Source organism: Nonomuraea roseola, from assembly GCF_039535395.1.
GTDB lineage: Bacteria > Actinomycetota > Actinomycetes > Streptosporangiales > Streptosporangiaceae > Nonomuraea > Nonomuraea roseola.
The window spans coordinates 4,744,391-4,768,187 of the sequence record NZ_BAAAXC010000015.1; the positions used below are offsets into that span (position 1 = coordinate 4,744,391).

At 71.0% G+C, this 23,797-nt stretch carries 21 protein-coding genes; 12 read left to right on the plus strand and 9 right to left on the minus strand.

Going from position 1 to position 23,797, the window contains the following annotated elements; translation table 11 throughout:
• Positions 1–444 precede the first annotated feature (444 nt).
• The gene (locus ABFX55_RS45905) at positions 445–984 is read left to right on the plus strand and encodes an RNA polymerase sigma factor (RefSeq protein ID WP_346130128.1); all 540 of its coding nucleotides are present in this window, start codon (positions 445–447) and stop codon (positions 982–984) included.
• Complete coding sequence (locus ABFX55_RS45910) at positions 981–1,883, plus strand: hypothetical protein (protein WP_346130130.1); 903 nt, start codon at positions 981–983, stop codon at positions 1,881–1,883. The genes ABFX55_RS45905 and ABFX55_RS45910 overlap by 4 nt, the downstream gene beginning before the upstream one ends.
• Before the next feature lie 145 nt (positions 1,884–2,028).
• Here the strand turns inward: ABFX55_RS45910 and ABFX55_RS45915 are convergent, their stop codons facing one another.
• The 4 genes from ABFX55_RS45915 to ABFX55_RS45930 form a co-directional block, all read right to left on the minus strand.
• Positions 2,029–6,690, minus strand: a complete 4,662-nt coding sequence (locus ABFX55_RS45915; protein WP_346130131.1) for an nSTAND1 domain-containing NTPase — start codon at positions 6,688–6,690, stop codon at positions 2,029–2,031.
• A gap of 3 nt (positions 6,691–6,693) precedes the next feature.
• Positions 6,694–7,269: a hypothetical protein gene (locus tag ABFX55_RS45920; RefSeq protein WP_346130132.1), complete on the minus strand. Its 576-nt coding sequence runs from the start codon at positions 7,267–7,269 to the stop codon at positions 6,694–6,696.
• The gene (locus ABFX55_RS45925) at positions 7,266–8,057 is read right to left on the minus strand and encodes a hypothetical protein (RefSeq protein WP_346130133.1); all 792 of its coding nucleotides are present in this window, start codon (positions 8,055–8,057) and stop codon (positions 7,266–7,268) included. Before ABFX55_RS45925 ends, ABFX55_RS45920 begins: the two co-directional genes overlap by 4 nt.
• Before the next feature lie 224 nt (positions 8,058–8,281).
• On the minus strand, positions 8,282–9,349 hold the full coding sequence (locus tag ABFX55_RS45930; protein WP_346130135.1) for an N-acetylglucosamine kinase: 1,068 nt from the start codon (positions 9,347–9,349) through the stop codon (positions 8,282–8,284).
• Between the two features lie 60 nt (positions 9,350–9,409).
• On the opposite strand from ABFX55_RS45930, the gene ABFX55_RS45935 reads away from it, so the two are divergent.
• From ABFX55_RS45935 to ABFX55_RS45960, 6 genes are all read left to right on the plus strand, one after another.
• Positions 9,410–10,279, plus strand: a complete 870-nt coding sequence (locus tag ABFX55_RS45935; protein WP_183657165.1) for a MurR/RpiR family transcriptional regulator — start codon at positions 9,410–9,412, stop codon at positions 10,277–10,279.
• Positions 10,276–11,016 carry an SIS domain-containing protein gene (locus ABFX55_RS45940; protein WP_312895856.1) on the plus strand — a complete coding sequence of 247 codons (741 nt, stop codon included), beginning with the start codon at positions 10,276–10,278 and terminating at the stop codon, positions 11,014–11,016. Before ABFX55_RS45935 ends, ABFX55_RS45940 begins: the two co-directional genes overlap by 4 nt.
• An 18-nt stretch (positions 11,017–11,034) precedes the next feature.
• The gene (locus tag ABFX55_RS45945) at positions 11,035–12,357 is read left to right on the plus strand and encodes a cellulose binding domain-containing protein (protein WP_346130137.1); all 1,323 of its coding nucleotides are present in this window, start codon (positions 11,035–11,037) and stop codon (positions 12,355–12,357) included.
• A gap of 49 nt (positions 12,358–12,406) precedes the next feature.
• On the plus strand, positions 12,407–13,657 hold the full coding sequence (locus ABFX55_RS45950; RefSeq protein ID WP_346130138.1) for an extracellular solute-binding protein: 1,251 nt from the start codon (positions 12,407–12,409) through the stop codon (positions 13,655–13,657).
• Positions 13,658–13,746: 89 nt separating this feature from the next.
• Complete coding sequence (locus ABFX55_RS45955) at positions 13,747–14,682, plus strand: carbohydrate ABC transporter permease (RefSeq protein ID WP_346130140.1); 936 nt, start codon at positions 13,747–13,749, stop codon at positions 14,680–14,682.
• Complete coding sequence (locus ABFX55_RS45960) at positions 14,682–15,500, plus strand: carbohydrate ABC transporter permease (RefSeq protein ID WP_346130142.1); 819 nt, start codon at positions 14,682–14,684, stop codon at positions 15,498–15,500. The genes ABFX55_RS45955 and ABFX55_RS45960 overlap by 1 nt, the downstream gene beginning before the upstream one ends.
• On the opposite strand, the gene ABFX55_RS45965 is transcribed toward ABFX55_RS45960, so the two are convergent.
• Complete coding sequence (locus ABFX55_RS45965) at positions 15,501–16,451, minus strand: N-acetylglucosamine kinase (RefSeq protein WP_346130143.1); 951 nt, start codon at positions 16,449–16,451, stop codon at positions 15,501–15,503. It lies immediately after the preceding gene.
• A gap of 243 nt (positions 16,452–16,694) precedes the next feature.
• Here ABFX55_RS45965 and ABFX55_RS45970 point away from each other — a divergent pair, with 243 nt between their 5' ends.
• The 4 genes from ABFX55_RS45970 to ABFX55_RS45985 are packed head-to-tail and all read left to right on the plus strand — an operon-like array spanning position 16,695 to position 20,761.
• A complete protein-coding gene (locus ABFX55_RS45970) occupies positions 16,695–17,558 on the plus strand; it encodes a MurR/RpiR family transcriptional regulator (RefSeq protein ID WP_346130145.1) in 864 nt (287 codons plus the stop codon).
• 2 nt (positions 17,559–17,560) lie between these two features.
• The gene (gene ngcE / locus ABFX55_RS45975; RefSeq protein WP_346130146.1) at positions 17,561–18,979 is read left to right on the plus strand and encodes an N-acetylglucosamine/diacetylchitobiose ABC transporter substrate-binding protein; all 1,419 of its coding nucleotides are present in this window, start codon (positions 17,561–17,563) and stop codon (positions 18,977–18,979) included.
• Between the two features lies 1 nt (position 18,980).
• Entirely contained in the window at positions 18,981–19,877 is an 897-nt protein-coding gene (locus ABFX55_RS45980; RefSeq protein WP_346130147.1) for a carbohydrate ABC transporter permease, read from the plus strand.
• Positions 19,877–20,761 (plus strand): carbohydrate ABC transporter permease, encoded by an 885-nt coding sequence (locus ABFX55_RS45985; RefSeq protein ID WP_346130148.1) that lies wholly within the window; start codon positions 19,877–19,879, stop codon positions 20,759–20,761. The genes ABFX55_RS45980 and ABFX55_RS45985 overlap by 1 nt, the downstream gene beginning before the upstream one ends.
• 51 nt (positions 20,762–20,812) lie before the next feature.
• Here the strand turns inward: ABFX55_RS45985 and ABFX55_RS45990 are convergent, their stop codons facing one another.
• The 4 genes from ABFX55_RS45990 to ABFX55_RS46005 all read right to left on the minus strand — a co-directional run bounded on the left by ABFX55_RS45990 (position 20,813) and on the right by ABFX55_RS46005 (position 23,664).
• Positions 20,813–21,091, minus strand: coding sequence for a hypothetical protein (locus ABFX55_RS45990; protein ID WP_346130149.1), 279 nt, complete (start codon positions 21,089–21,091; stop codon positions 20,813–20,815).
• A gap of 122 nt (positions 21,092–21,213) precedes the next feature.
• Positions 21,214–22,089, minus strand: coding sequence for a hypothetical protein (locus ABFX55_RS45995; protein ID WP_346130150.1), 876 nt, complete (start codon positions 22,087–22,089; stop codon positions 21,214–21,216).
• A complete protein-coding gene (locus ABFX55_RS46000; protein ID WP_346130151.1) occupies positions 22,086–22,637 on the minus strand; it encodes an RNA polymerase sigma factor in 552 nt (183 codons plus the stop codon). Before ABFX55_RS46000 ends, ABFX55_RS45995 begins: the two co-directional genes overlap by 4 nt.
• A gap of 85 nt (positions 22,638–22,722) precedes the next feature.
• Entirely contained in the window at positions 22,723–23,664 is a 942-nt protein-coding gene (locus ABFX55_RS46005; RefSeq protein WP_346130153.1) for a LysR family transcriptional regulator, read from the minus strand.
• Positions 23,665–23,797 lie beyond the last annotated feature (133 nt).

The following is a 23,797-nucleotide window of genomic DNA, read 5'->3' on the forward strand; positions in this document are numbered from 1 at the left end:
CGGGTTTCAGCCCTCGGGTCTCGGCCTCCGGGTTTCAGCCCTCGGGTCTTGGCCCGCGGGTGTCGGCCAAGGGCTCCAGGATCCGGCTGCTCGGCCTTCGCGGGGCCCGGCTCACGGAGCTCAGTTCGGGGAGTTCGGCGTTCGCCTTCCGCCGCTCGGCCCGTTCCCACGGGTCCGGGGCGACAGGCCAGAGGACCCCTTCTCCTCAGCGCGCCGGTCGTGATCGTCCCGGATGAAGACGGCCGGCGTCACGGTGGGGCCCTGGGGGCGCGTGGCCGGGGTCCGAAGTCCGGTTCTGATGGCCGGTGAAATGGTGGCCGGGGTTTCGACATGGAGAGGTGTCCGAAGTCCGGTTCTGATGGCCGGTGAAATGGTGGCCGGGGTTTCGACATGGAGAGGTGTCCGACATTTCGTAACCCAGGAGGCTGATCGTGGGAATCGCCCGTGGATGAACGTCGCAGGTCCAGGTTCGAGGCCGTCTATGCCGACACCTACGAGCAGATCCTGGGCTACGCCGTACGACGCTGTGCCTCACCCGACGACGCGGCCGACGTCGTGGCGGAGACCTTCGCCATCGCCTGGCGGCGGATCGACCAGCTGCCAGGCGGGGACGGGGCGCGCCTCTGGCTGTACGGCGTGGCCCGCAACGTGCTGGCCAACCACCGCAGAGGCACGGCCAGGCACCAGGCTCGCACCGTGGAGCTCGATCTCGACCTGGCCGACCTCTACGCCACCACGCCGGACGCCTCGGTCGAGCGCGGAGTCATCGCCATGGCCTTCAGAGATCTCCCAGCCGACGACCGCGAACTGCTCGCGCTCGTCGGCTGGGAGGGGCTGGAGCGCGGTGAGATAGCCGCCGTGCTCGGCTGCTCGCGCAACGCCGTACGGATCAGGCTGCACCGAGCGCGCAAGCGCTTCGCCCGCGCGCTGGAGGCGGCGGGCGTCCAGGTCGACCGGGTAGCTCTTGCGGGGAGGCAACGATGACGAACGTGGATGACCAGGTCGGCGGTCTGGCCAGGGTGCGTGACGAGGACCTGAGGGGACGGGCGTCCGGCGCGGGGGCGCGGACGCTGCTGGAGACGATCATGGAGGCCGAGCGCGTCCACGAGCCCGCCGTACGGCCGCGCCGCGTGCGCAGGTTCGTGATGGCGGGGGTGGCGGTGTCGGCGCTGGCGGCAGCGGCGGTGGTCGGTCCAGGGCTGCTGACGGACGGGCCCGGGCTGGCCACGTCATACGCGAACGCGGCCATGGAGATCGAGCGGCGCGGCGACCAGTGGGTGGCCAAGGTCAAGGACCCCTACGCCGACCACGCCAAGTACGCGGAGGCGTTCAAGGCGGTGGGCCTGAATGTCGCGCTCACGCTGCTGCCGTCGTCCCCGACCGGGGTCGGGAAGGTCGTGCGCATCGGCGGCTCCGGAGGCACCACCCCGGGTAAGGGCCTCGGCGGCGGCCTCGAGCCAGAGGGGTGCCAGATGGGCACCCCCGGCTGCGCGCTGGCGGTCACGGTGGACGTGGGCTACACCGGCAAGGGCGTGGTCTACCTCGGCCGTACGGCGCAGCCGGGTGAGCGGTACGACAACTGGGCGCCGGCCACCAGCGAGGGTGAGGCGCTGCACGGGCTCAAGGTGGACGAGCGCACGGTGGGTGAGGTGCGCAAGGAGGCGGCCGAGCGCGGGATCAAGTCGGTGGTCACGGTGATCGACCCGAACGAGGGCGGCGGCTACGGGTACAACCCTCACAAGCAGCCGGACTCCGTCGGGGACGACTGGATCGTGTGGGAGGCCCAGGCGCTGTCGGCCGACGAGGTCAGGCTGTTGGTGACGAAGGAGCGGCTGGAGAAGAACCCGGTCTACGACGGTCCCAAGCCGGCCGACCTCGACTAGTACCCCAGTGACGCTTCGAGATCCTTGGGCGTGAGATGGCGTGCGGACGGCCGCCGAGGTGGTTCGTCCGTCGGCCGCCCTGCCGTCGTACACGTGGGCGATGGCGTTGGTCTCCCCCTCGTCCACGTCTTCGTGCTCAAGGAGATCAAGGACCCGCCGCCCTGGCGGCCCGGAAGCCGTGCGAGCCGCCGTACTCGCCTGACGGGTCTGTCACCCGGTAGGTGAGTGAGAAGGCCGTCACCCGCCCAGCGTCCACGGCGCCGGGCTCGAGGGTCCAGCTCCGGTCGCCGCGCCCGCCCCGGAAGGTCCCCTGCGAGGTGCGGCGCAGCATGATGGGTGCCTCGCCTGCGAAGCCCTTCAGGCGCAGCGCGCAGGCGGGTCCGCCACAGGCCGCCTCCAACCGGACGGAGCCGTCGGCCTGGTAGATCCCGGCCAGCCGATCCAGCTCCTGCTGCAGCGGATACGTCTGCGCCGGGGCCTCCGGCAGGAACGCCGCCTTGGTGCGCTCTGTGTCCAGCACGAACGTATAGCTCCCGGCGAGTTGGGCGGCGCTCGCCCGCACGGCGGTGGCCTTCGGCTCGCCGGGCGTGGCGACGGGCCGCGGCGAAGGGAAGACGGGTACGGCAGGGAAGGCCCCTGGACGCTCGCAGACCGGCACGAACGTCTCTCCGGGCGCGTACCGCTCCCACTCCGTCCGCGTCATCGAGCGGCCCGCCGCCGCACAGGCCGCCGCCTCCAGGTCCGGAGGTTCCCCCGTGGCCCATAGCCGCAGCGTCCCCGTGCCGTCGACGGAGGCGAGCACGCCCGGCTTCGAGAGGAAGGCGAGATCCGTCACGAAGTCCCTGGCCCCCGTCAGCGGCCGGCCGATCGCCGACCGGGTGGCGGCGTCCCACACCCGAACGGTCCGGTCCCTCCCGCCCGACGCGAGCACGCGGCCGTCGGCGCTGAACGCCACGGCCAGCACGTCGTCGCCGTGCCCGGTCAGCGGCTCGCGGGAGGGTCGCCCGGTGGCGGCGTTCCACAGCCTGACCGTCCGGTCGGAGCCCGCCGTGGCGACCAGTCCGCCGTCGGGGCTGAAGGCGATGTCGTTGACCAGGTCGGCGTGGCCGCTCAATGGCGCGCCCGCGGGCCGACCTGTCGCGAGGTCCCACAGCAGGGCGACTCGTCCCGCGGCCGTGGCCAGCAGGCGCCCGTCGGGGCTGAGTGTCAGATGGCCCTGCGGCGGCGTGTCCACTGCCGGCCGGTACGTCCGCAGCCTGCGGCCGGACGCGACGTCCCACTGAACCACCTCGTAGCCGGCCCTCGACCCTCCCGCCAGCAGTGACCGGCCATCGGCGGAGAAGGCCAGCGTCTGCACGTCGCCGCCCACCAGCACCGTGCGTGCCTGTCCACCGGGCAGGTCCCAGATTCGAACGGCGTCGTCGGTCGCGGCGGCCAGCCTCGTACCGTCGCGGCTGAACGCCAGGGCGGTGGTCCAGCTCTTGTGCCCGCCCAGCGCGGTGCCGCGCCCCGTGGACGGCTCCCAAAGCGTGACCCTCCAGTCGCCGTTGCCCACACCGCCTGTGGCCAGCGCCGTCCCGCGTGGGTCGAGCGCCATAGGACCGTTTCGCTCGGGCACCGACAGCAGCAGCGGAGGACGGGAGTTCCACAGCCGAACTGTGCCGTCACCGCTCGCCGTGGCCACCGTCGCGCCGTTGTGGCTGAACGCGATCGAGGTGAGGACGTCGGTGTGGCCACGGATCGGCTCGCCTAGCGGCTGCCGGGCGGCTACGTCCCACAGCCGCAGCGTGCGGTCGCTGCAGCCGAGGGCGAGCATGCCCGCGTCGGCGCTGAACGCGGCGCTGTCCGCTCCCGTCCCCGCCGGGCAGCCGGGGAGGTCTCCCGCCGCCCTGCCGGTGGCGGCCGTCCAGAGGCGGAGCCCCGAGTCTCCGGCGGTGAGCAGGTACTTCCCGCCGAAGGCCAGCGGACGGCCCGCACCGGTCAGGTCCGGGCCGCTCTGGCGACGGATGGCGGTGTCCCACAGGCGTACCGTGCCGTGCTCGTCGGCGGTGGCGACCATGCGGCCGTCCGGGCTGTGGGCGACCGCGGACGCGGTGGTGGCAAGAGGCTCGCCGACAGGGCCGCGCGTGGCCAGGTCCCACAGGCGGGTGCCGGTGAAGACCGTCGCCCCGTCCGTGCCGAATGCGATGGGGCCGCTGTCGCCGACCGCCAGTGTCGCGGCCCGACTGCCCGAACTTACGTCCCACACCTGGACCGTGCGGTCTCGGCCCGCGCTGGCGAGCGTGCGGCCGTCGCGGCTGAACGCGAGCGAGGTGACCTCCTCGGAGTGCCCCGCCAGCGGTCTGCCGACGGGCCTGCGCGTGGCGGGGTCCCAGAGCCTGATCAGGCTGTCGGCACCTGCGCTGGCCAGCAGCCTGCCGTCGGGGCTGAACGCGACCGCGTTCGCGCCGCCCAGGTGAGCCTCCAGCGTGCCGCGGTGTGGGCCCGCGGCCACGGCACGCAGGCTGTAGCGGGCTTCGTCGGTGTGCGCGGCCTGCCAGGCGGCCGCCGCCAAGAGCGCGGCGGCCACCGGATCGGGGTCGGCCACGCTGCGTGCGGCCAGCCGACGGGAGAGCCGTTCGGCCTGCCCGCGGTCCACCTCCCTGTCCGCCAGCACCGCCAGGAGCGCTGCTACCAGCGCCACCACCAGAAGCGCCGCCACTCCGCCCAGCGTCAGGCGCTGTCGCCGGCCGCGCGCGGCCTCGGCCTCGGAGGAGGCGTCGAGGAACTCCCGAGCGGTGTCCTCCAGCGTGGGATAACGGCCGGGGTCGGACCGCCAGCCCTCCGCCGCCAGCCGGACCGCCCTGAGCTGTCGTCCGCCGTAGAGGAACGACGGGTCACGCTCGGCGCGCAGCCACTGGTCGGCGTCGTGGGCCAGGCGGCCGTGCAGCTTCCACTCGTCGGCGTCGGTCTCAAGCCACCTGCGCAGTCGCGGCCAAGCGGTCAGCAGCACCTGGTGGGCGGGTTCGGCGGTGCCCTTTCCCAGCACGACCAGCCGCTTCCCTGCGAACTCCGTCAGCACCGGTCCGGCCCGCTCCGGCAGGCTCTCCAACGGCACCCGACGGCAGAGCGCCCGCCCATCGCGGTCGATCAGGGTCAGTCGGCGCAGTACGTCGCGGGCCACCTCGCGGTCCTGCGGTGCCAGCGCGGCGTACGCCTCCTCCGCCGCCATCTCCACGGCACCGCGCACCCCGCCGGACAATTCGTAGTCGCCGACGGTCAGCTCGTCGCCTTTGTGTCTCTCCCAGGTCATGAGCATCGCCTGGGACAGCAGCGGCAGCGCGCCCGTCTCGGCGTCCGGCGCCGAGTTGCGCAGCTCGGCAAGGACGGTCTCGACCAGCCGCCTGCCGATGCGAAGCCCTGCGGCGTCCGCGGGGCCGGTGATGGCCTGCCGCAGCCCCGTCTCGTCCATCGGGGCCAGGACGAACTGGCTGTCCTGCAACGCCTGCCGCAGCGGTGGGTAGCGGGCGCAGCGCGCGGCCTGGTCACCGCGGACTCCGAGTACCACCAGCGCGGGCGGGGCCTCGCCGCCGTCCCCTACGGGGGACGCGGCGGCGTGCAGGGCCGCGACGAACGCGGCGGCCTCCTCCTCCGGCGGCCCGTCGGGCGCGAACAGCTCCTCGAACTGGTCCACCACGAGGACCAGCCGCAGCTCCTCATTCCTGCCGCCCACCGCCTGGCGGCGCATGGTCTCGGCGAGTACAGCCTGCCTGGCCAACAGCCGCGCCTGGTCGGGGGCCAGCGCCAGCCGCTCGCGCAGCGCGACTGGATCGGCTCCCGACATCGCCGCGAGATGTACTGCCAGCACATCCAGCGGCGAACGGGTCGGTGTGATCACCATCCGGGGCCACGCGGCGGCCTCGGCCGACAACGCCTCGCGCGCCAGCGCGGGTAGCAGCCCGGCACGCAGCAGCGACGACTTGCCGACGCCGGACACTCCGGTCACCACCACCAGGCCGACACCCGTCAGCCGGGCGGCCAGAATGCCGACCAGCTCGGCAACGGCCTGCGTGCGCCCGTGGAAGACCGCCGAGTCGCCCTCGCCGAAAGGCATCAGCCCCCGGTACGGCGCCCCGCCCTTCCATCGCTCAGGGGGCGCCTGCCTGCCGCCACCCCTGCGCCGTCTGAGCGCCGCCAGGTCCTCGCGCATGAGCCGGGTGCTGGCCGACTGCTGGTGCAGCAGGTCGATGATCTGGCGCTGCTTGGCTCCCTGCCGGTCGATGCTGCCCTGCATCGCGTTCAGCGCGGCGGCCACGTCGCCGACCAGGAACCGGAACTCGCCGAACTCCTCGCCCAGCGCGGTCAGTCCGGTCATGAGCTGGGACTGCAGCTCGCGGTCGCCGAGCTCGACCGCCTCGTTGACCAGCGTGCTGACGACGCCGACCTCCTGCAGGACGCGGGCGATGTCGGCGCGGAGCAACCCGGCCACCTCGTCGTCCGCCTCCAGCGCCTCCTCGATGCGCCGCTGGACCTCCGCCTCCAGCGCCTCCGGGGGCTGGCCCGGCTTGATGGTCTCGACGGCCCCCTTGAGCACGTCGGTGAGCACGTTCGCGCCGACCGAAGCCAGCACGCCGAGCGCAGCCCCGAGCACGCCCCCGACGGCCACGCCCGCCGTGGGCAGCAGCGGGACAAGCGCCCCCGTCGCCAGCACCCCGATCAGGGTGGGAGGGGACCAGCGGCGCAGCCCCCTGCCGGAGGAGCGAGCCCACCGGCCGAGCCGGTCGCGCATCCCCTCGCGCATCAGGTGTCGCTGCTCGTCGGCCGTCATGGCTCAGCTCAGCAACGCGTCGTAGGTGAGTGCGGTATGCGGGCCGAAGGTGAACCCGGGCGGCGCGGTGGCCGGCAGCGCGGCGGCGCCCTGCTCGGCCCACGGGCAGGCGATACGGACCATGGCCTCAGTGGGGTCGTTGGAGCTCAGACAGAGCACTGTGCCGGTCTTCACGGTGATCGTGCAGGTGGCGGTACGGCTGCTGGCCGACCACTCCCCGTTCCTGCACAGGTCGAGCCTGAGGGTGTCGAACTCGTGGACCAGGGCGGGGTGACGGTCGCGAGCCTTGGCCGTGAGGCGCACGACTGTGCCCTCAGGAGCGACGAACCGGCAGGCCACGGCCTGAGGCGGCGGCTTGCCGCGCTCGCGGACATCGGCGCAGAACGTCTGGCCGGGCAGGTCCGTGCCGATGCCGCCGCTCCACGCTGTCGGCATGAGCACGACCAGCGGCACGCCCTGGGCAGGCGGGGAGGCGGGAGTCGTGGCGGCCTTTTCGGCCGGGCCGCCGGTTCCGCCGCACCCCCCGAGCGCCCCGATTAACGCCGCAATGAAAGCATATTTTTTGTTTCGCCCAATCATGGAACCTGCTCTTTTTCGGCGCATTTGCGGGACAATTCCTGCTCCATGGGGTCGAGGGTGGACAGACATACGGTCTTGGCCCCGCCGGCGCCGTACACGATGCAGGTGATCGCGTCGGCGTATCCGGCACCGCTGTCGCACCCCTCGTATGTCGCCACGTGGAGGTCCCACGTGCGCGCCGCCTCGGGGTACGGATCATTGGCCCGCTCGAACCGGGCGCGCAGGTGGTAGATCTTGCCGGGCACGATGGAGATCTCGCACCTCCGTCCCGCGACGCCGCCGTTGGAGCAGGGCTCGGTGAAGTTTCCGGACACCCTGACCCGCCACTTGGTGTTGAGTACCACCGACAGGATCCCCGCCCGGCCGACGGTGGAGGCGGGGACGGGCACGGTGCCGCACGGCCTGCGGGCCACGTCGGCGGGCCCGGTCGTGGTCACACAGACGGATCCGTCGCGGTCGGAAGGAACCGTGCAGATGGCTGCGCCTGGCCCTTCGAGGCAGCCCCAGTAGGCAAGCCGTACTCCGGCGGGCAGCGCCCCGCGGGGCACGACGCTGACCGATCGCGTCCGCGGCGCCTTCTCCACGGTGTACGTGGACCGGCACACCCCGTCGGCACACTGCCCCTCGGCCGTCCCTGGCAGCGACAGCGGCACCAACCGGGTGTCGGACCGCACGTCGAGCGCGACCGAGTCGGGGGAGCGCAGCAGAAAGTGAGCAGTGACGGCGCTGACGGTCAGGAACAGGCCGAGGATGAGTGTCGCCTGTGCGAGCCGGCGGCGTCTCGTCACGAATGGCTCCCGCGGGGGTGGTTCGCGAGAAAGGACGATATCACGCGGACAAAGCCCGGACTATATAAGGGAATATGCTTGAAATATCTATTCGGACAGGCGATGCCTAACGGTGTCGAATTAATCGGCGGCCACCCGCCGAGCGACTTCGCGCGGTCGCCCGCGTAGCTCTTTGCCCCGTACTCCAGGGACCCTTTGAGATCACGGGGATCGGCACTGGAGGACTAGCCGACGAAGCGGGAGTGCAGCGCCGCCGCGCGCGAGGGGCCGAGGAGGTCCAGTGCGGCCAGCCACGCCGCCGCTCCCGCTCCGTCCTTCGCCACCGTGATCGGGGCCGCCGCCCACCGCCGTCCGAGCAGCTCCCTCACGGACTGCTGGACGGGACCTCCGCTGGTCAGCACGCTTCCTGCCAGCACGAGGGGGGAGCGGTCGAGAGGCTCGCGCACCTCGGAGGCGGTACGGGCCAGCCTGGTGGCGGCGGCCTCGACGATCGACAGCGCGGCGGGGTCGCCGTCGGCGGCGGCCCTGCTCACGAGGGGGGCCAGCTCGGCCAGCGCGAGCGGCGGCCTGGACTGGACGGTGGCCGCGATCCTGTCCACCAGCTCGCCGACCTGATCGACCCTCCCCAGCCCCGTGGCGTCCCGGTCAGCAGCACCGGCGGAGTCACCGGGCGGGAGGTGCGAAAGGGCAGGCGCAGTGGAGTCGCCGGGCGGGTGGTGCACGAAGGGGGGCGAGGAGGGGAGAAGGTGCTCGGTGACCAGGCGGGTGAGCAGGCCTGGCGTACCCGCGTTGAGCTCCCGCACCGTCACCCTCGCCGCGGCCCTCCCGAGCCAGAACCCCGACCCCTCATCGCCGAGGAGCCATCCGTACCCGTCGGCGAGCCGCCCCTGAGCGCGGTCAATAATTTTTGCCGCGATGGCGCCCGTCCCCGACACCAGAACGGTGCCGTCGGCCGCGGGGGTACCTGCGGCGAACGTCACCACGACGTCCCCCGCCGCCCTGGGAACCACCGGAAGGTCGGAGAACACCGCCGTGAACGCCGCCATCGCCGACGGCTCGCGCAGCAGCCCCGAGCCCGCGAGGCCCACGACGCCCCTCTTGATCAAGGAGCGGTCCGCCGCACCGAGGGCCTGCTCAACGGCGGTGCGAAGGTTGCCGAAAGCCACCCGCGCACCCGCCGCCATCGGGTTGCCGCACCCGGCGAGCCCCCTGCCCACCACCTCGCCTTCGAGGGACAGCACCGCCGCGCGGGTCGACGTCCCGCCCGCGTCCACTCCTAACACCATGGCCATGTCAAAAATTATTCTCCAGAACCCTTGACCCGTCGAGACGTTGAGCATAATTTTCATCGCGTGGAACTGCTGAGCCGTATCAGAGCGGAACAGGCCGACCAGCCGGAGGCGCTGCGCAAGGTCGCCGAGGTGATCCTCGCCAACCCCGCCGAGGCCGCGCGGTCGACGATCGTCGACCTGGCCGAGCGCAGCGGCACCTCGACCGCGACGATCACCAGGTTCTGCCGCGCGCTCGGCTTCGGCGGCTACGCCGAGCTGCGCGTGGCCATCGCCACCGAGACGGGCAGGACGGCGCGGCAGCGCTGGGAGACCGACATCGGCCAGGAGATCCTCCCCGACGACGGTCTGGACAGGGTGCTCGGCGTGGTCTCGGGCAACGACATCAGGCTCATCCAGCAGACCGCCGCCCAGCTCGACCTCGCCATGGTCGAGAAAGTGGCCGAGGCGATCGCCCACGCGGGCAGGGTGCTGCTGTTCGGGGTGTCGAGCAGCGCGGCGGTCTCCAGCGAGATGGAGCATCGCCTGCAGCGCATCCGCATCCCCACGTGGAGCAGGTCCGACGCGCACTCCGCGCTCAGCGACGCCGCGCTGCTCGGCCACGGCGACGTGGCCATCGGCATCTCGCACAGCGGCAGGACCCGCGAGGTCATCGAGGTGCTCGCCGAGGCCGGCAGCCACGGCGCGATCACCGTCGCGGTCACCTCGCACCCCAGCTCGCCGCTGGCCGAGGTGTCGGAGCTGGTGCTCGCCACGGCCAGCCGCGAGACCACCTTCCGCGCCCACGGCTTCGCCGCCATCCACTCCCAGCTGCTCGTCCTCGACGTGGTCTACGTCTCGGTCGCCCAGCGCACCTACGAACGCACCCGCGAGGCGTTCGACCTGACCGTCAGGGCCGTCGAAGGCCACCGCCTCTCAGAAGGAGAATCGTGAACCCGGCCGACTACGCCAGGCATATCGCCGACCTCGTCGCCGCCATCCCCGACGACCCCCAGATCCCCAGGGCCGCCGCCCTCTTCACCAAGGCGCTCGACAGGGGAGGTGTGATCCAGGCGTTCGGTTCGGGGCACTCCGAGGCCACCGCGATGGAGATCGCGGGCCGCGCGGGAGGTCTCGTCCCCACCAACAAGCTCGCGCTCAGGGACATCGTCCTGTACGGCGGAGCCGACCCCGCCGAGCTCGAACGTTACGACCTCGAACGCGACCCCGGCCTCGCCGCGCGCATCCTCGACCTCGCGCCGGTCAGGGACGAGGACCTGTTCGTGATCATCTCCAACTCCGGCGTCAACGGCGTCGTCGTCGAACTGGCCGCCCTGGTCAAGGAGCGCGGCCACGACCTGATCGCCATCACCTCGCTCACGCACAGCTCCGGCGTGCCGTCCAGGCACCCGTCGGGGCGCAAGCTGTTCGAACTCGCCGACGTGGTCCTCGACAACAGGGCTCCACGCGGCGACGCCGTCCTGCCGCTGCCCGAGGGCGGCGCCGTCGGCGCCGTCTCCACGATCACCTCGGCCCTGCTGGTCCAGCTCGTCGTCGCCGAAGCGGTGCGCGACCTGGTGAAGGCAGGACAGACGCCGCCGGTGTACCTGTCGGCGAACGTCCCCGAGGGCGACGAGCACAACCTCGCACTCGAGGCCCGCTACGAAGGCCGCATCAGAAGAGGCGGCTGACCCCAAGGAGATCAAGCCGTGAAGATCCTCCTCGCCTTGGCCCTTCCCTTCGCCGTCGTCGCCGCCCTGCTGGCCGCCCCCGCCAACGCCGCGCAGGGGCTGCGCCTGCAGTACAAGAACTCCTCGACCACCCCCACCATCGCCCAGGCCGAGCCCTGGTTCCAGCTGCTGAACGACGGGACGTCGGCTGTGCCGCTCGCCCAGGTGAAGATCCGCTACTACCTGACGGGCACGGAGACCTACAGGTTCGCCTGCTCGTGGGCGGTGGTGGGCTGCTCGACGGTGACGGGCACGTTCGGCGACGGCTACCTGGAGGTGGGCTTCACCTCGGGGACGCTGGCGCCCGGCTCCAGCACGCGCGACCTGCAACTGCGCTTCCACCGCGCCGACTGGCAGAGCTTCGACCAGTCGGACGACTACTCCTTCGGCGTCCAGACCGGCTACGCCGACTGGGAGAAGGCCGCCGTCTACGTCAACGGGCAGCCGGCCTGGGGCAGGCCGCCCGGCGGCGGCGAGCCGACACCCACTCCCACCCCCACCGACCCGCCCACGGGCTCGGCGGGAGTCCTGTTCGACGACTTCTCCTACACCGGCTCGGGCGACCCGCGGCTCGCACAGCGCGGATGGACCGTGAGGTCCAGCTCAGGAGGACCGGGCGTGCCGGGAGCCACCTGGTCGCCCGCGGCCGTCACCTTCCCCGGCGGCGTGCTGCAGCTGGAGTCGTCCACCGACGGCACCGGCGCGGGCACCGTCCAGACCGAGCTCTCGACCGCCAACCGCAAGTTCTTCGAGGGCACCTACGCCGCCCGCGTGCGCTTCAGCGACGCCCCCGTGACGGGGCCCGACGGCGAGCACGTCGTGCAGACCTTCTTCACCATCACGCCGCTGCGCCAGAACATGGACCCCGACTACGGCGAGCTCGACTTCGAGTACCTGCCGAACGGCGGATGGGGCGAGCCCGCCAACATCCTCTACGCCACCAGCTGGGAGACCTACCAGGCCGACCCGTGGCAGGCGGTCAACACCCACACCGAGGAGAGGACCAGCTTCTCCGGCTGGCACGACCTGGTCGTCCAGGTGTCGGGAGGGCGCGTCAAGTACTACGTCGACGGGCACCTGTTCGCCGACCACGGCGGCGTCTACTACCCCGAGACCCCGATGTGGATCATGTTCAACCAGTGGTTCATCGACCTGCAGGGCGGATCCACCAGGCGCGCCTACCAGCAGCAGGTCGACTGGGTCTACCACTCCAAGAACGAGGTCGTCTCGCCCGCCGGTGTGCTGAGCAGGGTCAACGCCCTCCGCGCCGCGGGGACGGCCTTCCAGGACACCGTCTCCTGACACTCGTACGGCCAGGCCGTACCCACCCTCCATTCGAAGGTGACCCCCCATGAAGTACCGCCTTCTGGCCCTCGCGGCCCTGTTCGCGGTGACCGCGTGCGGTTCCACGGACCCCGGGCCCGCCGCGAGCGCGGCCCCCGCCAAGCTGACCGTCTGGATCATGGACGGCAGCGTCACGCAGGAGCTGCTCAAGCAGTTCGAGACCGACTACGAGGCCGCGCACAAGGGCGTCGACCTCGACATCCAGATCCAGGCGTGGGACGGCATCGGCGAGCGCGTCACCGCCGCGCTGGCCAGCACCGACGCCCCCGACGTGATCGAGGTGGGCAACACCCAGGTCGCGCAGTACTCCGCCAGCGGCGGCGTCAGGGACCTCACCGGCAAGATCGCCGACCTGCGGGGCGAGGACTGGATCCCCGGCCTCGCCGAGCCCGGCAAGATCGACGGCAAGCAGTACGGCGTGCCCTGGTACGCCGCCAACCGCGTCGTCGTCTACAACAAGGACCTGTGGGCGAAGGCGGGCATCAAGGCCCCTCCGAAGACCAGGGACGAGTGGCTGGAGGTCACCGCCTCGCTCAACAAGGGCGGCGACCAGGGCATCTACCTCACGGGTCAGACGTGGTACGCCCTGGCGGGCTTCATCTGGGACGAGGGCGGCGACCTGGCGGTCAAGGAGGGCGACAGGTGGAAGGGCGCCCTCGACACCCCGCAGGCGCTGGCGGGCATGGAGTTCTACCAGCGGCTCCAGGCGCTCGGCAAGGGGCCGAAGGACGCCGACGAGGCCAACCCGCCGCAGCACGAGGTGTTCGCGCAGGGCAGGGTCGGGCAGATCATCGCCGTGCCCGGCATCGCCGCCCGCGTGCTCGAGGTCGAGCCCGGTATGAAGGGCAAGATGGGCTTCTTCCCCATCCCTGGCAAGACCGCTGACAAGCCGGGCGCGGTGTTCACCGGCGGCTCCGACCTGATCATCCCGGAGGCGTCGAAGAACCACGACGCCGCCTACGAGGTGGTCAAGGCGCTGGCGGGGGAGAAGTTCCAGACCGAGCTGGCCAAGGCGATGAGCTTCGTGCCGAACAGGGCGTCGCTGGCCGGCGTGCTCAGCGGTGACGAGGGCACGGCCGCGATGGCGGCGGGAGCGGCCAACGGCAAGGCCACGCCCAACACGCCCAACTGGGCGGCGGTGGAGGCGACGTCGGTCGTCAAGCAGTACATGACGGCGGTGCTGACGGGCAAGGACGCGGCGGCCGAGGCCCGCAAGGTGTCGGAGTCCATCACCACGACCCTCAACAGCGGTTCCTGACCCCTCCGAGACCAGGACCGTCACCCCGCGACCACCTTCAGGGGTGACGGTCCCCGCCGTACGCCAGAGACGATCCCAGGAGGGAGCGCATGCCCGCCGCCACCCGAGCGCCCGCGCCGCCGCTCGCCCGAACGCCCCAGCCGGCGCGCAGACGGGCCCGCCGCCGCACCAGCCCGTGGCCCTACCTGCTCATCGCCCCCGCGGTCGTGGCAGGCGTGCTGCTCCTGCTCTACCCGCTGATCAGGGCAGGCGTGATCTCCGTCCAGCACTTCAGGATGGGCGAGCTCATCAGGGGCGGCGCCACCTTCGTCGGCCTCGACAACTACCGCGAACTGCTCACAGGCGAGGAGTTCTGGAGCGTCCTGCTCAGGACCGCTGTCTGGACGGCCGTCAACGTGGTGCTCATCGTCGGACTGTCGACCGGCGTCGCGCTCATGCTGCTGCGGCTGGGCCGCCGCATGAGGGTGGCGCTGATGAGCGCCCTGGCCCTGGCGTGGGCGACGCCGATCATCGCGGCCACCACCATCTTCCAGTGGCTGTTCCAGTCGGAGCTCGGCATCGTCAACTGGCTGCTGGACATCCGCGGCTACTCCTGGTTCGCCGACGGCGGCGCCATGTTCGCCGTCCTGGTGATCCTGGTCGTCTGGCAGTCGGTGCCGTTCGCCGCCCTCACCCTGTACGCGGGCCTGACGACGATCCCGGGCGAGCTGTTCGAGTCGGCCAGGATCGACGGCGGCACCAGCAGGCAGATCTTCACCAAGGTCGTCTTCCCGATCCTGCGCCCGATGTTCGCGCTGATCACCTCGCTGGAGGTGATCTGGGTCTTCAAGTGCTTCCCGCAGATCTGGGTGCTCAGCCAGGGCGGCCCCGACGGCGCGACCACCACGCTGCCCGTCTACGCCTTCAAGATCGCCCGAGTACTGCACAGGTACGACCTGGGCTCGGCCGTGGCCGTCGTCACCGTCGTCATCCTCGCCGTCGCGCTGGTCGCCAACCTGCGGCGGATGCTCAGGCAGGAGTCGTGATGCGCAAGGCTGCGCTCAACGGCGCGGCGCTGGTCACGCTCGCGCTGACGATCTTCCCCGTCTACTGGATGGTCGTCACCGCGTTCAAGCCGACCAGGGACATCCAGTCCGACACGCCGTCACTGCTGCCCGTGAACCCGACGCTCGACCACTTCGCCACCGCGATGAGCGCCGAGGGCTTCTGGTCCTACTGGCGCAACAGCCTGATGGTGACGGGCGCCGCCGTCCTGCTGGCCCTGGTGGTGTCGCTGCTGGCCGCCTTCGCGGTCGCGCGGCTGCGCTGGAGGGGGAGGGGCGTGTTCGTCGTGGCGGTCTTCGCCGCGCAGATGGCGCCGTGGGAGGCGCTGCTGGTGCCGATGTTCATCATCGCGCGCGACAGCGACCTGCTCGACTCGCTGGCCATGCTGTCGGGCGTCTACTTCATGGTCACGCTGCCGTTCACGATCGTGACGTTGCGCGGCTTCCTCGACGCGGTGCCGATCGAGGTGGAGGAGGCGGCGCTGGTGGACGGGGCGACGAGGTTCACCGCGTTCCGCCGGGTCATCTTCCCGCTGCTCGCGCCAGGCCTCATGGCGACCTCGCTGTTCGGCTTCATCACCGCGTGGAACGAGTTCTCCTTCGTCAACGTGCTCATCATCAAGGACCAGGACAAGCGGACGCTGCCGGTCTGGCTGTCGACCTTCCGCGACGTCTACGGCACCGACTGGGGTGCCACGATGGCCGCCGCCACGCTGTTCGCGCTGCCGGTGCTGGTCGTCTTCCTGTTCCTGCAGCGCAGGGTGGGCGCCGGCATGGTCGCGGGCGCGGTCAAGGGCTGATCAGCCGGTGAAGACGGGATGCAGCCGCGTCGCCGCCGCCTCGGGCAGCAGGTCGAGCGCCGCCAGCCAGGCGGCCGCTCCCGCGCCGTCGCGCGCGACGGCGACCTTCGCCTCCCACCGCTGCTCCAGCAGCCTCTGTACGGCCTGCCGTACCGGCCCTTCGTTGGTGAGCACCGAGCCCGCCAGCACGATCGGGCCGCCGTCGTAGACCCTGGCCACCGTGGCGGCCAGGTGGGACGCGGCCCGCTCGGCGATCTCCAAGGCCATCGGGTCGCCCTCGGCGGCGGCCCTGCTGACCATGCCGGCCAGCGGGCCGAGGGTGGTCCTGTCGGCCATGGCGAGCCTGACGATGCGCTCGGCCTCCCGGCGCGGGGTGGGGCCTCGGTCGTCGCCGAGGAAGTGGGCGACGACCAGGTCGGACAGCAGCCCGCCCGTCTCGCCGCGGTCGAGTGCGTGGACCACGGCCTTGGCGCCCGCCCTGCCGATCCAGAAGCCGGAGCCCGCGTCGCCCAGCAGCCAGCCGAGCCCGTCGGACAGCTCGTCGAGGTTGTGGGCGGTGAAGCGGGCGGCGACCGCTCCTGTGCCCGACAGCAGCAGTGTGCCGGAGGGCTCGGCCGAGCCCGCCGCGTAGGCGATCGGCACGTCGTTCATCAGCCGGGGGCCGAGGGGCAGGCCGTGATCGGCCCACAGCTTGTCGAGGACGGCTCCGAAGGTGAGGCTGTTGCCCGCCACGCCCGCGACCGAGCGGGACACGCGCGAGGGGTCGAGCCCTTCGAGGGCCCGGGTCAGCGCCGCCCCGATCGCCGCGGACGCCGCCTGAGCCCCGTGGGCGCTGGGGTTGCCGCCGCCCGCCGTGCCGTAGCCCAGCCTGCCGCCGTCGAGGGCGTGCACGGCCACCCGCGTGGACGTCGCGCCCGCGTCGACGCCGACCACCATGTCACCGCGTTCCACGGCTCACCCATCCACTTCGTTCGCGCCGACCGTGCTGGAGGCCACCGTACCGCTCGGCCGTACGCCAAGGAGAGCCCGGCTCGCGGCCACGGAAAGGGGCGGAAGCGACGTGGTGCGCAGAGAGAGGCCCAAAACCCCGCCTGGTCTGATCGCCGTTATGCACGTGTCACATCGTGGGTCTTGACGTGACCCGATTGCAAGAATAATTTTCGCCGCAAGGTCCGATATTCGGAAGGAATATTCGTGCCATCTGGTGCCCTCGGCCGCGTCGAGACAGAGCTGCCCGGACTTCCCGAGGCCCTGCGCAGGGTCGGTGAGGTGATTCTCGGCGATCCCGCCGAGGCCGCGCGCTCCACGATCATCGCGCTCGCCGAGCGGGCCGGCAGCTCGCCCGCCACCGTGACGAGGTTCTGCAGGGCGTTCGGCTTCTCCGGCTACGCCGAGCTGCGCGTCGCGCTGGCCACGGAGACCGGCAGGGCGGCGCAGGCCGGTTGGGGCGCGGGAGTCGGCCAGGACATCGGCCCCGACGACCCGCTGGACGCCGCGATCGAGGTCATGGCCGCCGCCGACAGCCGGCTGATCCAGGACACCGCCGCCCAGCTCGACCTGGCCGCCGTCGGCCAGGTCGCCGACGCGATCGTGGCCGCCAGCAGGGTGCTGCTCGTCGGCGTCTCCACCAGCGGCGCCGTGGCCACGATGTTCGAGGGACGGCTGCGCCGCATCGGCGTGCCCTGCTGGAGCTCGGGCGACGCGCACGTCTCCCTGGCCGACGCGGCGCTGCTCGGCAGGGGCGACGTCGCGATCGGCATCTCCCACCGCGGACGCACCCGCGAGGTGATGGAGGCGCTGACCGAGGCCCGCACCCACGGCGCGGTCTGCGTCGCCGTCACCTCCTTCGCCCGCTCGCCGCTGGCCGAGCTGGCCGACCTGGTGCTCACCACGGCCAGCAGGGAGACCACGTTCAGGCTCGGCGGGCTCGCCGCCGTCCACTCGCAGCTGTTCGTGCTGGACGCCGTCTACGTGGCGATCGCCCAGCAAACCTACGAACGGACCAATCAGGCCTTCGAACTGACCATCAAGGCCGTGGAGAGTCATCGACTGGAGTAGCCATGCCGAACACCCCCCACACTCCTCGCATCACGCGACGCGAACTTCTTCGCAGCGCCGTCCTCATTCCGGCGGCGGGTGCGCTCGCCGCCTGCGCCACGCCCGCGCAGGCGCCCGCCTCCTCCGCGCCGGCCGCGGCCCCGACCAGCGCCGCCAACCCCTTCGGGGTCGCGGCGGACAAGCCGCTGGAGATCTGGATCTTCGACGGCGGATTCGGCCAGGCGTACGCCAAGGACATCCACCAGCCGCTGTTCGCCACGAAGTACCCCAAGGCGCAGATCAAGCACAACGCCACCAAGGAGATCACCAAGGTCCTGCAGCCGCGCTTCGCCGGCGGCAACCCGCCCGACGTCATCGACAACTCCGGCGCCAACGCCATGGACTTCGGCGCCCTCGCACAGGACGGCCAGCTGCAGGACCTCACCCCGCTGCTCGACGCGCCCACCTGGGACGACCCGGCGGTGAAGGTGCGCGACTCCATCGACCCTGCCGTGATCGAGATCGGCACCTATGACGGCAAGTTCAGCGTGCTCGGCTATGTGAACTACATCTTCGGCATCTGGTACTCCAAGAAGGCCTTCGACGAGAACGGCTGGGCGACGCCGAAGACGTGGGACGAGTTCACCGCGCTCTGCGAGACCATCAAGAAGTCCGGCAAGATGGCCCCCTTCACCTACGCGGGCAAGTTCCCCCAGTACCTCTACGAGGTCCTGCTGACCATGGCGGCCAAGATCGGCGGGAACGAGGTGCTCGTCAACATCGACAACCTCGAGGACGGCGCCTGGACCACCGAGGCGATGAAGGAGTCGGCCACCCGCTGGGCCGAGATCGGCGCCAAGTACCTGATGCAGGGCACCGCGGGCCTCGACCACGTGCAGACGCAGACCGCGCAGAACAAGTACGAGGTCGCCATGCTGCCCTCGGGCTCCTGGCTGGAGAACGAGCAGAAGGACACCACCCCCGCCGACTTCGCCTACCAGATGTTCGTCGTCCCCGACGTGACCAGCTCGGACAAGCTGCCGTACGGCACGCTGCACACCGCGCCGGGCGAGAACTTCATCGTGCCCTCCAAGGGCGCCAACCCGCAGGCCGGCATGGAGTACCTGCGCGCCATGCTGTCGAAGAAGGCGGCGGGCGACTTCAGCGAGCTCGTCCGCACCGTCACCGTCGTCAAGGGGGCCGGCGAGGGCAGGCAGCTGTCGCCCGGGGCCAAGAGCGCCTCCGACGCGGTGAGCGCGGCGGGCGCCAACACCGTCTACTACCGCTGGCAGACCTGGTACGCCCAGCTCAAGGACGAGGCCATCGCCGCCACGGGCCAGCTGATGAGCGGCGGCCTGACCCCCGACAAGTACCTCGAGCGCATCCAGAAGAAGGCCGACGAGATCAAGAACGACTCGGCGATCAAGAAGTACAAGCGCTGACATGCTGCGTCGTCGCCTCTTCATCACCTCGTTCCTCGCGGCGCCCGTCACGCTCTACCTGGTCTACGTGATCGCGCCGTACGTGCAGGCGTTCTACATCGCGATGACCGACTGGCGCGGCGTGTCCGCCGCGCCGCGGTTCACCGGCCTGGAGAACTTCCAGCGGCTCTTCAGCGACGGGATCTTCTGGAAGGCGGTGTCGCACAACGCGCTGCTGCTCGTCCTGCTGCCGCTGATCACCATCGTCCTGGCGCTGTTCTTCGCCTTCCTCCTCAACGTGGGAGGCAAGGGCGTCACGGGGGTGTGGGGATCGAAGTTCTACCGGGTGGTGTTCTTCTTTCCCCAGGTGCTGGCCGTGGCCGTGGTCGCGGTGCTGTTCCAGCAGGTCTTCAGGCCCGACGACAGCGGCATGCTCAACGGCCCGCTCATGGCGCTCGGGCTGTCGCCCGTCGGGTTCCTGTCCGATCCCTCCGTCGCCTTCTGGTCGGTCCTCGGCGTCATGGTCTGGCAGGCGGTCGGCTTCTACGTCGTGCTGTTCTCCGCGGGGCTCGCCTCGATCCCCGGCGACATGTTCGAGGCCGCCCAGATCGACGGCGCGGGCCGCTTCTCGCTGTTCTTCCGCATCACGCTGCCGCTGCTGTGGGACACCGTCCAGGTGGCATGGGTCTACCTGGGCATCCTCGCCCTCGACGTCTTCGCCATCGTCTGGGTGATGACCGACCAGCACGGTGGCCCCGACTTCTCCACCACGGTCATGGCCGCCGAGATCTACCGCAACGCCTTCCAGTACTTCAGGTTCGGCTACGCGTCGGCGCTCGGCGTGATCATGTTCTTCTTCACCATCGGCTTCGCGATCCTGGCCCTGCGCCTCTCGCGTCGGGAACGAATCGAGTACTGATGTACCTTTCCCGGAAGTCGGTCAGAAAGGACCGGCGTACTCGGCTGGGGCCGCTGTCGGCGCTGAGTCACGTGGCGCTGATGGTCTGGACCGTCCTCATGATCGTGCCGATCCTCTGGACCTTCCTCGCGTCGGTCAAGAGCGAGGAGGAGATCTTCGGTGACGCCTGGTCGCTGCCCGCCTCGCTGCGGTGGGACAACTTCGCCAGGGCGTGGGAGCAGGCCCACATCGGCCAGTACATGCTCAACAGCGTCATCGTGGTGTCCTTCAGCACGCTCGGCACCATGCTGCTCGGCTCGATGGCCGCGTACGTGCTCGCGCGCTACCCCTTCCGCGGCAACCGCGCCTTCTACCTGCTGTTCGTGTCGGGGCTGGCCTTCCCCGTCTACCTCGCCCTGACCCCGCTCTTCTTCGTCGTGCAGAACATGGGGCGGGTCATCCCCTTCATCGGGCTGAACACCCACGCGGGGGTGGTGCTGGTCTACATCGCCTACTCGATGCCCTTCACCATCTTCTTCCTCGCCGCCTTCTTCCGCACCCTGCCCACCGCGGTCGCCGAGGCGGCCCTGGTGGACGGCGCCTCGCACACGAGGATCTTCTTCCAGATCATGCTGCCGATGGCCCGCCCCGGTCTCGTCAGCATCACGATCTTCAACGTGCTGGGGCAGTGGAACCAGTACCAGCTCCCGCTGGTGCTGTTGCAGGAGCGCGACAAGTGGGTGCTGACACAGGGCATCGCCGACATCTCCACAGCGGCGGGCTACGACCAGGACTGGTCGGCGCTGTTCGCCGCGCTGACCCTCGCGATCCTGCCCATGCTCGTCGTCTACACCGTCTTCCAGCGTCAGATCCAGAGCGGGCTGACGGCGGGCGCGCTCAAATAGCGGCACCCGCCGTCCGCCGAGGTGGCGGGCGGCGGGTGTGGGGCACCGTGCTCAGTCCGGCGGTTCGATCCCCCCGTCCACGCCGGACTGCGCGGTGGACTCGTCCCACAGCGTCTGCCGGTGCTCGGCCTCCTCGGGGTCCCCGTCCTCGGCGCCGCCCTCCTCGGAGTAGCGGCCGCGATCAGGGTGCACCGGCGCCGCCTCGGCGTCCGCCACGACCTGCGCGTCGCGCTGGTCCATCTCGTCGGGCGCCGCGTCGTCGTTCAGGGCCTTGTCCACGCGCTCGGCCGCCTCTTCCCCCGTGTACCTGTCATCAGGTGTCTCGCTCATGACCGAGCAGCTACCCCGGCATCCCGCCCGGTCACCGTCGTCGGGGGGCGAACTTCTCCGCCCGGAGGAGAGGGGCCCGCCCCCATGGGCCCCTCTCCTCCGGCTTCACCCCTGGGGCAGGGTCAGGAGCAGCCCCGCTTCCTCCATTCCGTCTTCACGAGGTGGTCGGCCTTCGGCTCGGCCCCTGCGATCAGCTTGGCCTTGCCGGGCATGACCAAGAAGCCGCTGGTGACGTACCACGAGTCGGGCACCGTGGTGAGCTCCTTGACGTCGTCGGGGCCCTTCCCTGTCGCATACCCCTCGATGGACAGCCCGCGTTCGGCCAGGATCGTGCGCACCTCGCCCACCTTCTTGTTGACGTACGGCACGCAGTGCATGGGCTCGCCCTTGGCGTCGAACCCGGTGAAGGCGTCGTACTTCTCGCCCGGCTCGGCATCGCGGTTCAGATCCACCAGCGCCGTGCCCTTGTAGCCGACGGGGATCTTCAGCCCGATCGGGCAGGTTCCCACCTTGTCGCAGGGTCCCGGGCGGTCGATGGTCTTGAACTCCTCGACCACCTCGTTCGTGGGCGTGGTGGCGAAGAGGTTGCCGACCAGGCCTGGGGTGGCGGGAACCAGCCTGAGCGAGACGTCCAGCCCGAGCCCTTTCAGCTGTGCCTGGTACTTGGCCGGGTCGGCGCGCAGGTCCTTCACCTGGATGACGTAGTAGCCGTCCTCCTGCGTGATCTCCAGGGCGGCGGCCACCGGCTCGGGGCCGAAGACGGGCAGGGCGGAGGTCCAGCCGAGCACGGTCACCGAGGCGGCGAGGACGGCCACGGCCGGCACGGCGATCCGCCAGCCCATCCGCCTGCGCCGCCTGGCCGACTCGACGGTGGGCTGGACGGCCGGTGCGGGGGAGGTGTCCATGATCTCTCTCATCAGGTCGTGGGCGCCGGGAACCAGTCCGGGGCCGGGGTCGGGGGCGATGGCGGCGACGACGCGGTCGAGGTCGTGGGTCATGAGCACTCCTTGGCGAGCGCCACGGCACGCGAGCCGTACCGGTCGAGGTCGAGGTCGGCGGCCGCCAGCTCGGCGGCCAGTCGCTTGCGGGCCCTGTGCAGGCGGAGGCGCGCGGCGCCGCCCGAGCAGCCGAGGACCTTGGCGATCTCAGCGGTGTTGAGGCCCTCCCAGCCGACCAGCGACAGCAACTCCCTGTCGTCGTCCGACAGCCGGGCGAAGGCTTCACGCGCCGCGTCCGGCTCGCGCTCGGCCACGGAATGCGCCCAGCGGGTGAGGTCCGCCCGCAGTCGCACGGCCAGCGCGCTCCTTCGTGACTCGGCGCGGTAGTGGTTGGCGAGGATGCGTCTGGCCACGCCGTACAGCCACAGCTTGGCCTCCTCTCCCGACGGGATGTCGGCGAGCCGTCGCCACGCGGTCGTGAACGTCTCGGAGATGACGTCGGCGGTGTCGTCGGGAGAGTCGGTGCGGCGGGCGATGTATCCGGACACAGCCGGATAGTGAGCCAGGTAGATCTCCTCGAAGAGCTGCCGCGGTTCGGGTGGTCCCACGCGGTGACTTCCTTTCCTGGGGAACGCGTCACCTGGGAGATGTGCGGCTCAAGCGAGATGTTTCAGGACGAAAGCCAAACAAGTCTCAGCCGAGCAGCGACTCGTCCAGCGGGGGCAGCCAGGAGCCCGGCGGCCGGTCCGTCCAGCCGTCCTCCTCGGCGATCGCCTGGAACAGCGCGGTGAGGCCAGGGTGCCGCAGCCCCTGACGGTGGACCAGGCTGACCAGCGACAGCGGCACGGGATCGACCAGCGGGCGGACCACCGCGCCCTCGAGGTCGGCCCAGCCGGCGCTCGACAGCACAGGCTCACCGTGCCGCCGCAGGTAGACGAGCAGTTCGTCGAGCCCGATCGGGCAGGCGTGCGGGGCGGCCAGCGTGAGTCCGAACTCCTCCGCCAGCCGCCGGCCCAGGTCCGTCCACTCGGTGGTGGCCGGGTTGCCTGCCATGATGTCGAGGGGGAAGCCGGCCATCACGCTGAGCGGCACCTCGGGCAGCTCGGCCAGCGGGTGCTCGGGCGGCAGGATCACGGTCAGCGGCTGGAGCCGCACCGGTGTCTGCGCCAGCCGGGTTCGCACATCAGGGTCCAGGCCTGCGAAGCGGCCGAACGACACGTCGGCCGCGCCCGCCAGGATCGCCGCCGCCCCCGCGGCCAGCCCGCCGTGGTAGCGCGCGACGATCTCCGCCTCGGGCGCCAGCTCTCTGGCCCTGATCAGGTGCCGGGGCAGCGCGGAGCCCGCGCTGTTGAAGTCGACGAGGAGCGGTCCCGCCGCGCCGCGGATCTGCGCAACCAGCTCGTCATGGACGGTGAGCAGCCGCCGCGCCGAGGGCAGGAGGTTCGCCCCTGCGGGGGTCAGCTGCACCTGCCTGGTGGAGCGCGCGAAGAGCGTCGCGCCGAGCTGCTCCTCCAGCCTGCGGATGTCTCGGCTGAGCGCCTGCTGGGCCACGTAGAGCCGGGCGGCGGCGCGCCCGAAGTGGAGCTCCTCGGCGACCGCCACGAACACCCGCAGGAGCCGGGGGTTGATGTCCACGCGCACACATTAACAACAGATACGCGTTAATCCTGATATTTCCGGTGTTGGACGCGGTGTCCGTATCGGCGGGAGCCTGAAGACATGTTCTTCCGGTTCACCCACGCTCAGGTCTTCGTCCTCCTCTCCCTTC

Coding starts and splice junctions, on each gene's coding strand:
- ABFX55_RS45910 (WP_346130130.1), top strand. CDS start 981: ATGACGAACGTGGATGACCAGGTCGGCGGTCTGGCCAGGGTGCGTGAC.
- ABFX55_RS45915 (WP_346130131.1), bottom strand. CDS start 6,690: ATGACGGCCGACGAGCAGCGACACCTGATGCGCGAGGGGATGCGCGAC.
- ABFX55_RS45920 (WP_346130132.1), bottom strand. CDS start 7,269: ATGATTGGGCGAAACAAAAAATATGCTTTCATTGCGGCGTTAATCGGG.
- ABFX55_RS45930 (WP_346130135.1), bottom strand. CDS start 9,349: ATGGCCATGGTGTTAGGAGTGGACGCGGGCGGGACGTCGACCCGCGCG.
- ABFX55_RS45950 (WP_346130138.1), top strand. CDS start 12,407: ATGAAGTACCGCCTTCTGGCCCTCGCGGCCCTGTTCGCGGTGACCGCG.
- ABFX55_RS45955 (WP_346130140.1), top strand. CDS start 13,747: ATGCCCGCCGCCACCCGAGCGCCCGCGCCGCCGCTCGCCCGAACGCCC.
- ABFX55_RS45960 (WP_346130142.1), top strand. CDS start 14,682: ATGCGCAAGGCTGCGCTCAACGGCGCGGCGCTGGTCACGCTCGCGCTG.
- ngcE (WP_346130146.1), top strand. CDS start 17,561: ATGCCGAACACCCCCCACACTCCTCGCATCACGCGACGCGAACTTCTT.
- ABFX55_RS45980 (WP_346130147.1), top strand. CDS start 18,981: ATGCTGCGTCGTCGCCTCTTCATCACCTCGTTCCTCGCGGCGCCCGTC.
- ABFX55_RS45985 (WP_346130148.1), top strand. CDS start 19,877: ATGTACCTTTCCCGGAAGTCGGTCAGAAAGGACCGGCGTACTCGGCTG.
- ABFX55_RS45990 (WP_346130149.1), bottom strand. CDS start 21,091: ATGAGCGAGACACCTGATGACAGGTACACGGGGGAAGAGGCGGCCGAG.
- ABFX55_RS45995 (WP_346130150.1), bottom strand. CDS start 22,089: ATGACCCACGACCTCGACCGCGTCGTCGCCGCCATCGCCCCCGACCCC.